This is a genomic window from Arthrobacter sp. UNC362MFTsu5.1 (assembly GCF_000685965.1).
Lineage (GTDB): Bacteria > Actinomycetota > Actinomycetes > Actinomycetales > Micrococcaceae > Arthrobacter.
Map to the genome: position 1 here is coordinate 51,512 of NZ_JMLE01000003.1, position 13,017 is coordinate 64,528.

Below are 13,017 nucleotides of genomic sequence, written 5' to 3' on the forward strand. Positions count from 1 at the left end.
GAGCCCTCGCGGCGTGAAGTGGAGTCCGGATGCTCTGGAAACTGCTCGTTGAATACCTGCGGCCGCAGCGGCGGCTGCTGATCGCCGTCGTGATTTTCCAGCTGGCGCAGTCCATCGCGTCCCTGTACCTGCCCACGCTGAACGCGGACATCATCGATGAGGGCGTGGCCAAGGGGGATACCGGGTATATCCTCCGGGTGGGCAGCCTCATGCTGTTCATCACCCTGCTGCAGATCGCCTGCGCGGTGGTGGCCGTGTATTTCGGGGCGAAGGCGGCCATGGCCCTGGGCCGGGACCTGCGCGGGGCCATCTTCAGCCGGGTGGGGGAGTTCTCCGAGCAGGAGGTCACTCGCTTCGGGGCGCCGAGCCTCATCACCCGCTCCACCAACGACGTCCAGCAGGTGCAGCAGCTGGTCCTGATGTCCGCCACCATGATGGTGGCCGCGCCCATGCTCAGCATCGGCGGGGTGATCATGGCGGTCCGGCAGGATGCGCAGCTGTCCTGGCTGATCGCCGTCAGCGTCCCGGTGCTGCTGGTGGCCGTCGCGCTGATCATCACCCGGATGGTGCCGCTGTTCCGGAAGATGCAGGTGCGGATCGACACCGTGAACCGGGTGCTCCGCGAGCAGCTCACCGGCATCCGGGTGGTGCGGGCGTTCGTGCGCGAGGACATTGAGACCGCCCGCTTCGGCCGCGCGAACGAGGACGTCACGGACACCGCCCTCCGGGCCGGCCGGCTGATGGCGCTCGCCTTCCCCGTGGTGATGCTGGTGCTGAACGTCTCCAGCGTGGCGGTGATCTGGTTCGGCTCGTTCCGGATCGAGGACGGCTCCATGCAGGTGGGCACGCTGATCGCCTTCCTCAGCTACCTGCTGCAGATCCTGATGTCCGTCATGATGGCCACGTTCATGGCGGTGATGATCCCGCGCGCCGCGGTCTCGGCGGACCGGATCGGCGAGGTGCTGACCACGGAGTCGAGCGTGCGGCCGCCGGAGCATCCGGTCACCGCCGCCGCCGGCCGGGGCGGTGCGGGCAGCGGCGAGATGGAAATGCGCGACGTCGGGTTTGCCTACCCGGGTGCCGAGCAGCCGGTTCTGTCCGGCATCAGTTTCACTGCCCGGTCGGGGCAGACGACGGCGATCATCGGCAGCACCGGGTCCGGCAAGACCACCCTGGTGAACCTGCTGCCGCGGCTTTTCGACGCCACCAGCGGTTCGGTGAAGTTCGACGGCGTGGACGTCCGCGAGCTGCACCCGGACCAGCTGTGGGGGCACATCGGCCTGGTGCCGCAGAAGCCGTACCTGTTCTCCGGCACGGTGCGGAGCAACCTGCTCTACGGCAAGCCGGACGCCACCGAGGATGAGCTGTGGCGGGCGCTCACCACCGCGCAGGCTCAGGACTTTGTCCGCGAGATGGAGGGCGGCCTGGATGCGCCCATTTCGCAGGGCGGCACCAACGTGTCCGGCGGGCAGCGGCAGCGGATCGCGATCGCCCGGGCGCTGGTGAAACGGCCCGAGCTCTACATCTTTGACGATTCGTTCTCCTCGCTGGACACCGCCACGGACGCCCGGCTGCGGCAGGCGCTCAAGCACGACACCTCCGGCGCCACCCTGGTGATCATCGCCCAGCGGGTGTCCAGCATCGCCGACGCGGACCAGATCCTGGTGCTGGACGACGGCAGGATCGTGGGGCACGGAACGCACGATGAGCTGCTGGGGACTTCGGAAACGTACCGCGAGATCGTGTCCTCGCAGCTGGCAGCGGAGGAGGCGGTATGAGCGGGCGAAGCACCCCGAGCCGGACGGAACCGGCCCCGGAAACCGGGACCACCGCCGTCGGACGTCCGCCGCGTCCGCCGATGGGGCCAGGCCGCGGAGGGCCGTTTGCGGGGATGAACATCCCGGCGGAGAAGGCGATGAACTTCTGGCCGTCGGCCAGGCGGCTGCTGGGCACGCTGCAGCCGGAGCGGCTCTGGCTGGTGCTGGTGATCGCGCTGAGCGTCGCCGGGGTGACGTTGTCCGTGATCGGGCCGCGGCTGCTGGGCGAGGGCACCAACATCATCTTCGCCGGCATCGTGTCCAAGCAGCTTCCGGCGGGGATGACCAAGGCGCAGCTGATCGCGCAGCTACGGGCGGCGGGGGAGAACCAGAAGGCGGACATGCTCAGTGCCATGGCGCTGACGCCGGGGACGGGGATCGACTTCACGGCGCTGGCCAGTGTGCTGCTGTGGGCGCTGGTGCTGTATGTGCTGGCGTCCGCGTTCATGTGGGTGCAGGCGTACATTCTGAACGGCGTGGTGCAGCGGACGGTGTTCCGGCTGCGCGAGCGGATTGAAGCGAAGATCAACCGGCTGCCGCTCCGGTATTTCGATTCGATCCAGCGCGGCGAGCTGCTCAGCCGGGTGACGAACGACGTGGACAACATTTCGCAGAGCCTGCAGCAGTCCATCAGCCAGGCGGTGATGTCGCTGCTGACCGTGCTGGGTGTGCTGCTGATGATGTTCCTGCTCTCGCCCACGCTGGCGCTGATCGCGCTGGTGACCGTTCCGCTGACGCTGGTGACGACGGCGATGATCGCCAAGCGCTCGCAGAAGCTGTTCGTGGCGCAGTGGAAGCACACCGGCGAGCTGAACGGCCAGATCGAGGAGACCTACACCGGGCATGCGCTGGTGAAGGTGTTCGGCCGGCAGCAGGAGGTGGGGGAGCGGTTCCGGCAGAAGAACACGGAGCTGTATGAGGCGAGCTTCGGCGCGCAGTTCATCTCCGGCCTGATCATGCCTGCCATGACGTTCATCGGGAACCTGGTGTACGTGGGGATCGCCGTGGTGGGCGGCCTGCAGGTGGCGTCCGGGGCGATGCAGCTGGGCGATGTGCAGGCGTTCATCCAGTACTCGCGGCAGTTCACCCAGCCGCTGGCCCAGCTGGGGTCCATGGCCAACCTGCTGCAGTCCGGGGTGGCGTCCGCCGAGCGGGTGTTCGCGTTGCTGGATGAGCCGGAGGAGTCGCCGGAAGCCGCAGGCTCCGTTCCTGCCGGCGGGCGGGGGCGGCTGGTGTTCGAGAACGTCTCGTTCTCCTACTCGCCGGACAAGCCGCTCATCTCAGACCTTTCGTTGGTCGCGGAGCCGGGGCAGACGGTGGCGATTGTCGGCCCCACCGGGGCCGGGAAGACGACGCTGGTGAACCTGATGATGCGGTTCTACGAGATTGATGCGGGGCGGATAACGCTCGACGGCGTGGATGTCACCTCGGTTTCCCGGCGCGAGCTGCGCTCGCGGATGGGGATGGTGCTGCAGGATACGTGGTTGTTCGGCGGGACCATCCGGGACAACATTGCGTACGGGCGGCCTGATGCGACTGAAGCCGAAATTCTGGAGGCGGCGAAGGCGACGTACGTGGACCGGTTCGTGCATTCGCTGCCGGAGGGTTACGACACGGTGCTGGAGGACGAGGGCGGGAACGTGTCCGCGGGCGAGAAACAGCTGCTGACGATTGCGCGGGCGTTCCTGGCGCGGCCTTCTGTGCTGATTTTGGACGAGGCGACTTCTTCCGTGGACACCCGGACCGAGGTGCTGGTGCAGAAGGCGATGAGTGCTTTGAGGAGCGACCGAACTTCTTTTGTGATTGCGCACCGGCTGTCCACCATCCGCGACGCCGACCTCATCCTGGTGATGGAGGCCGGGCAGATCGTGGAGCAGGGGACGCACGCTTCACTGTTGGCCGCGGGCGGGGCCTACGCGCGGCTCTACGAGGCGCAGTTCGCGGCTCCGGTAGCGGAGGTTTAGGGATACCCCCGCCCTCGCATGCCGCCGGGATGAGTCGGTTGGGCTACCATCTATTGGTTAGTTCAGCGTGTAACTAGGCGGTCGAAGGAAATCCTGATGAATGCATATGGTGCAGGCGACGGCTATTGGTATCCCTCGGAGCAGGAGCATAGAGCTGCTGCGGTTGCAGTTCTGAACGCCCTTCGTGAGTACAGGGCCTCTGAAACCGCCATGAGGCGCCGGACGCGTTCCTCCATGGAAATGGGGGAGTCGGACCTTCTCGCCCTGCGCTACCTGCTGGAGGCCGACAAGGCCGGCGTCGGCATTCAACCCAAAGAGCTTGCGGCCCGCCTGGGCATGACCTCGGCATCCATGACATCCCTGATTGATCGAATGGTGACCGGGGGATATGTCACCCGCGAAACGCACCCGTCGGACCGTCGGGCCATCCTTCTCCGCCCCACCCCGGGCGCGGACGCGGAAGTCCGCCAGACCCTTGGCAAGATGCACCAGCGCATGATCGAGGTTGCCGAATCCCTCACGCCCGAGCAGGCTGCCGCTGTCACGCACTTCCTTCTGGCGATGCGGGACGCGGTGGACACGCTCGACAGCGAGTCGGGCCAACCCCCTGCTGGACATCCAAATAAAACTAGGTAGTCTAGCTAGGTACTTGGCTAGCTATTTAGGGATGGATCACATGACCGCTGTGGCAGAACGGACAACCTCCAGCTTTCCCCTTCAACCCCGCGCCCTTCCCGGGCGGGCCGTCAGCTTCACGGGGGAGTTCAGCGATCAGCTCCCAGCCGGCCCGGAAGCGTCAGCAAGCCACGAGACAGCACACGGGGCGCCGTTGCACTGTGGCACCAGAATGACGCCATCGCTGGCTCCGTCTCCCTCGGTGCCCTGGGCGCAGACCCACACGGACATGGGGGAATGGGTCTGCGCCTGCGGCTTCCGGCAGGACAGCTTTGGACTCGAGTTGGCAGTCGACCCCTTGGCCGCGGTTCACGCAGCGGGGGCACGCCTTGAGACCCTCCAATGGGAAATGGATGCTGCGGAGGCCGCATTTGCCTCCGCAGTGAAAAGCGCCATGGCTGCCGGGGCCGAGTCCACTGCCATCGCCGCCGAAGCCGGACTCACGCATGCCGAGCTTCTCGAACTGCTCCAGTGACGGCAACCCTGATCCGGCCGGCGGCAGCTGCCCGGCTGGGCGTTGCCGGGGGCGGGCGCCGCGCGCTGGAGCGGGGATACCGGGTTGGAGCACTGTTGGGGCGCGGCGCGGAAGCTGACGTCTATGAGGCGACGGACCTGCTGAGCGGCGGATCTGCGGCTCTCAAGATCTTCCGGACCGGGACCGTCCATCCCGACTCGCCGTTCAACCGCGAGATTGAGCTCCACGCACGCCTGCACCACAACAACATCGTGCGGATCAAAAGGTATGGCCGTATGCCGGCCGACGGCGGCACAGGCTCGGGCCGGAACTACGTCGCGGCTGAACTCGCCGCGGGGACCGATCTCCGAAAGGCAATCCACGACGGGCCGTTGGACCCCGCCGACGTGACGGCGTGGATGGGCGGAGTCGCTTCGGCCCTGTCCTACATCCACCGCAAAGGCATCGTGCACAACGACGTCAAACCCGCCAACATCATGGTGAGCCGGACTGATGGCATGTCCTCCAAGGCCGAAGCCAAACTCATCGACTTCGGAATTGCCACCAGCTCCTGGCACCGCCCGAACACGGACGTATCGGGCACCCCGCACTACCTGAGCCCCGAGGCAGTCCACGGACAGCACACCACCAGCGCCAGCGACATCTATGCCCTTGGCCTGGTGATCTTCGAAAGCCTCACCGGCATCAAGGCTTTTCCCGGGCCCGCCCTGGAATCGATGGTCGCCCGAACCCTGCGCTCACCGCGGCTTCCCGCCACCGTCCAGCGGCGCTGGTCCCGGCTCCTCCTCGCCATGACAGACGCGGACCCTGCCCGGCGACCCAGCGCCGCTGAGGTGCACCGGACGCTCCACAAGATCAGCCGGTAGCCGGTCGTTGGAAGGCGGTAGCCGGTAGCCGTAGTCCTAAGCCGGTTGGCGTTATGCCGGTGCACCCGCGAGGTGGCCGGCCGTGAGGTGGCCGGCTGTGAGGGGCAAGCGCTGCCCGTTGATCTGTTCTGCCTCCAGGCCGAAGATCCGCTGGACAGCGTCGGCAAGGACACTGACATCGGTGTAGCCCGGAAATTTCCGTTCCGGCTGGGCTGCGCGCACCCGGTCATCGACCAGAGCCTTGACGACGAAAACCAAGGCGGCTGAGTGCTGGGCGGAGTGGGGGCTTTCGTTTCCTCCCTGCACCCGACGGAATCCGTCGGCCACGGCCAGGGTCCATGCCTCGGCGGCGGACTTGACGGCGGCATAGGCGGCGCCGCCCGCTGTCGGCGAGGAGGCGGACTGTGCGGAAACGACGGCCAGGCGACCTACAGGGGAGGCAGCCAAATCGTCGTAAAAGGCGCGGCTGGTGTTCCTCAGCGTGGTAAGGACGCTGGTGTGCAGGAACTCCCAGTCGTCATCCGTCTGGTCTGTAATTTCGGTACCGCCTCGCCACCCTCCGACAAGATGGATAAGGCCGTCCACGGGACCCAGATCGGTCCGGACGGACGCCGCCAGGTCCTCAACAGCTTGCAGGTCCGCGAGGTTGCAGACATAGCCCGTGACGTTGTCGTACGCTCCCGCGAGCTCCTGCACCCGGTCCTCAAGAATGTCTACGGCGGCCACGCGTGCCCCGGCTTGCGAGAGGGTGCGGACTACTGCGACACCGGCTGCGCTTGTCGAACCGGCGACGACGACCGTACGCCCCGAGAGGTCCTGGCTCATGCGCCCGCCTCGCCCTCAGTCTTGACAGGGCTCTTACCCGTGATTCCTGCAGTTGAGTCAATAACAGGGCGCATCTTCTTCTCCAGTGCTTCGTAGAACATCGACAGGGGGAATTCGTCATCAAGGATCTGGTTCGTCAGATCCCGGGGCGGGCCGTCGAGCCTAAGGGCCTCCGGTCCCTTGGCCCACACGGAGGCGGGGTGGGGGGTGAGTGTTTCGGCGACGAGCTCGTAGGCAGCCAGCCAGTGTGCGGTCTTCGGCCGGTCGATTGAACGCCAGTAGAGTTCCTCGATGCGGAGACCCAGCTCGACGACCACGCCGGCGACGTCCTTCCAGTCGATGCTCAACTTTCCATCAGTCCAGTGCAGGACCCGGTGCTGGTGCATCCATGCGAACAGCAATTGGCCGCCCACGGCGTCGTAGTTACGGACCCGGTTCCCGGTAATCGCGAAGCGGAAAACCCGGTCGAAGATCACGGCGTACTGGACCAGCTTGGCGTGCTTGCGGGCGTCCTCGGATGCCGTTTCGTCCCGCTCGATGAGGACTGATTCGCGGAAGGCGGTCAGGTCGCAGCGGAGCTCCTCCAGGGAGTACAGGAAATAGGGCATTCGCTGTTTGATCATGAACGGGTCAAAGGGCAGGTCTCCGCGCATGTGGGTCCGGTCATGGATCAGATCCCACATCACGAAGGCCTTCTCCGTGAGGTGCTGGTCCTCCAGCAGTTCAGCGGCGTCAGCCGGCAGGTCCAGGGAAGTGATGTGGGCAGCCGCTTTGAGGACGCGACGGAACCGGGCAGCTTCGCGGTCCGCGAAGATACCTCCCCACGTGAAGGAAGGGGTGCTCCGGACCGCTACGCTCTCGGGGAAGAGTACTGCGGAGTTCGTGTCGTAGCCGGGCGTGAAATCAATGAAGCTGATGGGGACGAACAGCTTGTTGGAGTAGTTTGTTGCCTCCAGGTCAGCCACGAATGAAGGCCAAATGACCTCGATGAGGACGGCCTCGAAGTAGCGGTTGGTGCTGCCGTTCTGCGTGTACATGGGAAACAGAACCAGGTGCGGCAGCCCGTCGATTCGCCACTGCTCGGGGTGGAAGGCTACCAATGAGTCGAGGAAATCCGGTACGGCGAAGCCCTCGGAGGCCCACCGCTGGAAGTCCTGCACGAGCAGTTCAAGGTAGTCCGCATCGTGGGGGAGGTGGCGGCGCAGATCGTTGATTGAGTCCGTGATGATGCAGACATTCCGGCGGGCGTGGTCATGGTCAGCGGATTCCGGAACGGAACCGTCCTGCACTTGAATTTGCTGCAGCCCGACGACGGCTGCCTTCAGGGCCTGCCATGCGGGGAGCGCCTTGAGGTCTTCTGCCTGGATGGTTGTCACTTCAGGGTTTGCTAATACAGACATGCTCGTTCCTTCCGTTGAGGGGATTCCTGAAGAAGCTAGCAGTGCGTAAGCATCCGTGAAGGATTCTTCCCGTATGAATAAGAAATACTTTTGCTTGTCGATTGTTCTTCAGTGCTATGCCTCCGCCCAACCTTTGGCTCGGGCTGTTTTACGGCATCCCAGAAACCGCGCATCACGATGGCGAGGTAGCGATATAGGGGCGAGCGGAGGTTCGCTCCGGCCACTTGTTCCAGCAGTGGCATTGGCTGTCCTCGGCTTATCGACGCGCCATACCAGATCATCAGGGCTGCTTAGTCACTGAGCGATGCCAAATCAGCAACTCTTGTGCTCAGATTGGGTTGCCACCGCCCATGCGTAAGGACTTGACCCGTCGGACGTGCAACATTCGCGACGCCAAATGGCGCCTCCTTTGCCTGTGTTAGCTTGATCACCATCCTTCCGGCCCGAGGGCTTCGGAAGGCCCAAAATTCACCGCAGCTACCCTTTTCGGAGGCACCATGGGACTTGGCTCCCAAACGCAATTAAGTGATCGGGCTATTGATTTCGAAGAAGAAATCAAGCCCGATGGAACAGAGGGGTCTTCCCTTGCGATAGCGGCAGATCACGGTTCCGGCGAATCCACCAACGAACTCAAGCGCGGGCTAAACCACCGCCACCTGCAGATGATCGCCATCGGCGGTGCGATCGGTACCGGGCTGTTTGTGGCCTCGGGCAGCACCATTTCCCAAGCGGGTCCCGGCGGGGCGTTGGCCGGCTACGCGCTGGTCGGGCTGATGGTATTCCTGTTGATGCAGTCACTGGGCGAGATGTCCGCCAAAATTCCGGTTGCCGGTTCGTTCCAGTCCTTTGCCACCCGTTTCGTCTCCCCGTCCTTTGGGTTCGCGATCGGCTGGAACTATTGGTTCAACTGGGCCATCACGGTGGCCGCAGAGCTGGTCGCGGCCGGAATCATCATGGACTTCTGGTTCCCGGGGGTTCCAGGGTGGGTGTGGGCAGGGTTCTTCCTGCTGGTGCTGACCGGGCTCAATGCCCTCTCGGCCAAGGCCTTTGGTGAGTCGGAGTTCTGGCTCTCACTGATCAAGGTCAGCGCAGTGGTGCTCTTCCTGATCGCCGGCGTGCTGATGATTTTCGGCATCCTCGGGGATAACTCTCCGGGACTGAGCAACTGGGAAAACCGCGACGACGTGTTCCACGGGGGCTGGGTCTCGATCATCTCGGTCTTCATGGTTGCCGGGTTCTCCTTCCAGGGCACCGAGCTCGTAGGAGTCGCCGCAGGCGAAGCGAAGGACCCGCGCCGCGAGGTGCCGAAAGCTATCCGCACTGTCTTCTGGCGCATCATGCTTTTCTACATTGGCGCCATCTTTATCATCGGCTGCCTCATCCCGTTCACCGATCCGAGCCTGCTGGCCTCCGGTGAGTCCGATATTGCATCATCGCCCTTTACCCTGGTCTTCTCTCGTGCCGGAATTGCCTTCGCGGCGGCCTTGATGAACGCCGTGATCCTGACCGCAATCCTGTCCGCGGGCAACTCCGGACTATATGCCTCCACCCGGATGCTTTACGCCATGGCCCATGACGGCATGGCCCCGAAGATCTTCGGCCGAACCAATACGCGTGGCGTGCCGATCGCGGCGTTGCTCGCGACGGCGGCCGTGGGACTCTTCGGATTCCTCTCCGCGATCGTCGGGCAGGGTGCAGCCTACTCCTGGCTGCTGAACATGTCGGGCCTATGCGGCTTCATCGTCTGGGCGGGAATCGCGGTCTCCCACTACCGTTTCAGGCGCGGCTTCCTGGCCCAGGGAAACAAAGTCAGTGACCTGCCGTACAAGGCATCCCTGTTCCCCATTGGCCCGCTGCTGGCCTTCGCCCTGCTCATACTGGTCATCGCGGGACAGAACTACGAGGCTGTGCTTGCCGGACGGTCCGTGGAGGTGCTTTCTTCCTACATCGGGCTGCCAGTCTTCATCGTTCTGTGGCTGGGTCACCGCTACATCACCAAGTCCAAAGTAGTGCCGCTGCTCGAGATGGATCTCACGGCGCCTAAGGACGTCGAGGACGAACCCAGGGTCGCCACCCACTAACGAGGCCAGAATGAGGGGAGCCGGGTGAGAGCAGCACCCGGCTCCCGTCTTCGCCGGGAAGGATTATGAGCCCGGCACCCGCAGCACCCCAACCGCGGCCACCAAATACGGCACGGGATCCGGATCCGTCCCCGCGGCCCACTGCATCCAGGCCTCGAACGTGGTGCCCATGAACGCGGCGCACAGATACCCGGCAACGTCCTCGCCAAGACCGGCCGAAACCAGATATGCCCGAGCCCGCTCGCGCTGCGGCGCCAGGGACTCGTAGCTCCGGCTCGCCAGTTCGGGATGTTCAGCGATCAGCCGCAGCCGGCCGCGGGTGACCGCTAGGTCTGGCAGTACGGCAACCCCGGCGACAGCCACCTCGCGCAGCCCGGCCAGGACGTCGCCGCCAGTGGCGCCCGCGGCCGCGCCCCCAGTGCGGGCTGAATCCAGAACCCGCCCCGACACCTCGACCACCGGCTCCATGCCGCCCCAGATGAGCTCGGCTTTGCTGGAGAAGTAGCGGTACAGGCTCTTGCGTCCGATTCCGGCCTCGCGAGCGATGTCCTCCATGGAGGTCTGCTCGTAGCCGCGCTCGGCGAACAGCCGCAGCGCGATCGCGGCGACGGCGTCGGGATCAATCGTTACGGGGCGACCGGTGGAGCGAGGAACGGCGGTCTTCACATCATCCGAAGGCATCCCACCAGTATTCACCCTTACGTAATGACACAGAGTGTCATAAGGTGGATTCCACCTCAACAAGCAACATCTGGAAGGACATCATGGGCAACGAAGCTACGTGGCAGGAGACCACCACCGGCGGCCGGTTCGCCGGCAAAATCATCATTGTCACCGGCGCTGCCTCCGGCATCGGCCAGGCCACCGCCCTGCGCATCGCCAAGGAAGGCGGCCGCGTCATCGCCGCCGACATCAGCAAGGAACGCCTGGACGCCCTGGTGGAAGAAAACAAAGGACTGGACCTTGTCCCCGTGGCCGGCGACATCTCCACCGAAGAGACGGTGGCCGCCGTCGTCGCTGCCGCAGGGGGACGCGTCGACGCCCTGGCGAACGTCGCCGGCATCATGGACAACTTCGCCCCCATCCACGAAATCGACGACGACCTCTGGGACCGCGTCTTCCGGATCAACGTCACCGCCCTCATGCGCCTCACCCGCGCCGTGGTGCCGCTGATGCTCGACGCCGGCACCGGCTCCGTGGTCAACGTCGCCTCCGAAGCCGGGCTGCGCGGGTCCGCTGCCGGCGCCGCGTACACCGCGTCCAAGCACGCCGTCGTAGGCCTGACCAAGAACTCCGCCGTGATGTACGGGCCCAAAGGCCTGCGCTTCAACGCCGTGGCCCCCGGCCCCACCATCACCAACATCGTGGCGAACTGGGGATCCCAGCTCGCGGCCGAACGCCTCGGCCCGCTGATGCAGGCCACCGTCCCCACGCCCGCCACCGCGGCGCAGCTCGCCGCCTCCATCACTTTCCTCCTCAGTGACGACGGCACCAACGTGAACGGCGCCATCCTCGCGTCTGACGGCGGCTGGTCGGCGCTGTAAAGCACCTCACGCAAACTCAAGCGGACGACGGCGGGACATCCCGCCGTCGTCCGCTCATCTTCTGGCCCTGAATTCGTGCTGAGGGTTCTCAGCGCTGCTGTTCGGCCATCCACTTCCACAGGCTGACACCTTGGTGCGACGGGTCGTTGCGGGCGGGGTAGATCCACGACCAGTGCCCGGGGAAGTTGTACCCGTCCCAAGTGACGTTCTGGTACAGGCTCATGATCGACCCGGGGATCAGCTCATGGGCATGCACGGTATTGGCCTGCGGGTCGACGGTTGTGTCGTCGGCGGAGGTGATCAGCCAAGTAGGGGTATCGATCGCGGCAAGCTGCGCGTCGGGCACCAGGGGGCCGTTGGAGTTGAACGGGCCGACAACGGAACAGATTGGCACCGCGGAGGCGAAGGCGCTCGGGTTCTCGACCACCATCTTCAGTGTCATGTAGCCGCCGTTGCTGCAACCCACCACGTGGATGCGGTCGCGGTCCACCGAGTGGGCCGCGCATACTTCCTCGATCACCGCCGAGATAAGAGGTGCGTAGCGGGGTCCATCCGCCAGCCAGTAGGCGGGGCACTGCGGGGCGACCACGTAGGCGCCGCCGAAGAGATCCTGTGCTTCGTCGGTCGTGAATCCGAGCGCGCCGCGATTGGCCCGGAGCGGGGTTTGGTTGTCGTAGTAGTTGTATCCGCCGGTCAGCAGTCCGCCTTCGCCGCCGCCGTGCAACCACACAATGAGTGGACGCTTCTGGGAGCGGCCCCGCTCCGGGGGAGTGAACAGGCGATAGTTGAGGCCGGAGGCCGCCACGTGGTGGGAGAAGGCATCCACTTCGGGGTCGATGAGGGCGCCCTGCGTGAAGGACTTGATCTGAGGCGCGGCCCTTCCGTGCTGGGGGAGTGGCTCGACCTGCGTGATGGTGTATTCGAGGTCAAGCATGACGTTGCGGCCGGCGCTCCCTATGTAACCCAGGGTGGCGCCGCCCAGGACGCCCTCGCCGTGCTCGAGTTCGAGGACAATGCGACCACGGTTGTCAGCCCGCGCCGCGGTCACGGTCCGGTCCATGTCGTACGCCAAGGTTCCAGTCAGGGGGTTGGTGCCGCGAGCGTGGACGTTGAATGCGGTGGTGGGCAGATCGCCCTCCTTCACGCCGCCCTGTCGGGAGGCGTCGATGGTCACCGAGGTGACCTGCTCCCCGCTGTCGAGCACGTCCGCGTGAAGGGTGAAGGGCACGGTGCCAGCGGACGGGCTGTTGGCTTCACCGGCGGCGAAGGCCGCGGTCGGAGCGAGGCCGGCGACCGCGACGGCGGTGCCAGCGGCCAGAAACGTGCGGCGGGACATAGGGGTGATCAATGGGAACTCCTTTGTTCGGATG

11 protein-coding genes are annotated in these 13,017 nt (G+C 65.1%); 7 read left to right on the forward strand and 4 right to left on the reverse strand.

Annotated features, from left to right (window positions below):
* The first annotated feature begins 29 nt into the window (after positions 1-29).
* The 5 genes from BS38_RS0104560 (at position 30) to BS38_RS24375 (ending at position 5,797) form a co-directional block, all read left to right on the forward strand.
* The gene (locus BS38_RS0104560; protein WP_028269721.1) at positions 30-1,778 is read left to right on the forward strand and encodes an ABC transporter ATP-binding protein; all 1,749 of its coding nucleotides are present in this window, start codon (positions 30-32) and stop codon (positions 1,776-1,778) included.
* A complete protein-coding gene (locus BS38_RS0104565; RefSeq protein WP_028269722.1) occupies positions 1,775-3,781 on the forward strand; it encodes an ABC transporter ATP-binding protein in 2,007 nt (668 codons plus the stop codon). Before BS38_RS0104560 ends, BS38_RS0104565 begins: the two co-directional genes overlap by 4 nt.
* 96 nt (positions 3,782-3,877) lie before the next feature.
* A complete protein-coding gene (locus BS38_RS24365) occupies positions 3,878-4,417 on the forward strand; it encodes a MarR family winged helix-turn-helix transcriptional regulator (RefSeq protein ID WP_051628724.1) in 540 nt (179 codons plus the stop codon).
* Between the two features lie 211 nt (positions 4,418-4,628).
* Positions 4,629-4,931 (forward strand): hypothetical protein, encoded by a 303-nt coding sequence (locus tag BS38_RS27015; RefSeq protein WP_051628742.1) that lies wholly within the window; start codon positions 4,629-4,631, stop codon positions 4,929-4,931.
* Positions 4,928-5,797 carry a serine/threonine-protein kinase gene (locus tag BS38_RS24375; protein ID WP_231511074.1) on the forward strand — a complete coding sequence of 290 codons (870 nt, stop codon included), beginning with the start codon at positions 4,928-4,930 and terminating at the stop codon, positions 5,795-5,797. Before BS38_RS27015 ends, BS38_RS24375 begins: the two co-directional genes overlap by 4 nt.
* A 51-nt stretch (positions 5,798-5,848) precedes the next feature.
* On the opposite strand, the gene BS38_RS0104585 is transcribed toward BS38_RS24375, so the two are convergent.
* Entirely contained in the window at positions 5,849-6,622 is a 774-nt protein-coding gene (locus BS38_RS0104585; RefSeq protein ID WP_028269723.1) for an SDR family NAD(P)-dependent oxidoreductase, read from the reverse strand.
* A complete protein-coding gene (locus BS38_RS0104590) occupies positions 6,619-8,022 on the reverse strand; it encodes a DUF6421 family protein (RefSeq protein ID WP_028269724.1) in 1,404 nt (467 codons plus the stop codon). Before BS38_RS0104590 ends, BS38_RS0104585 begins: the two co-directional genes overlap by 4 nt.
* 497 nt (positions 8,023-8,519) lie before the next feature.
* On the opposite strand from BS38_RS0104590, the gene BS38_RS0104595 reads away from it, so the two are divergent.
* On the forward strand, positions 8,520-10,103 hold the full coding sequence (locus BS38_RS0104595) for an amino acid permease (RefSeq protein WP_028269725.1): 1,584 nt from the start codon (positions 8,520-8,522) through the stop codon (positions 10,101-10,103).
* A 63-nt stretch (positions 10,104-10,166) separates the two neighbouring features.
* Here BS38_RS0104595 and BS38_RS0104600 read toward each other — a convergent pair whose 3' ends face one another.
* The gene (locus tag BS38_RS0104600; RefSeq protein WP_028269726.1) at positions 10,167-10,784 is read right to left on the reverse strand and encodes a TetR/AcrR family transcriptional regulator; all 618 of its coding nucleotides are present in this window, start codon (positions 10,782-10,784) and stop codon (positions 10,167-10,169) included.
* 83 nt (positions 10,785-10,867) lie between these two features.
* Between BS38_RS0104600 and BS38_RS0104605 the strand changes: the two genes are divergently transcribed.
* Positions 10,868-11,647, forward strand: a complete 780-nt coding sequence (locus tag BS38_RS0104605; RefSeq protein WP_028269727.1) for an SDR family NAD(P)-dependent oxidoreductase — start codon at positions 10,868-10,870, stop codon at positions 11,645-11,647.
* An 88-nt stretch (positions 11,648-11,735) separates the two neighbouring features.
* Here the strand turns inward: BS38_RS0104605 and BS38_RS0104610 are convergent, their stop codons facing one another.
* On the reverse strand, positions 11,736-12,995 hold the full coding sequence (locus tag BS38_RS0104610) for a prolyl oligopeptidase family serine peptidase (RefSeq protein ID WP_028269728.1): 1,260 nt from the start codon (positions 12,993-12,995) through the stop codon (positions 11,736-11,738).
* Positions 12,996-13,017 lie beyond the last annotated feature (22 nt).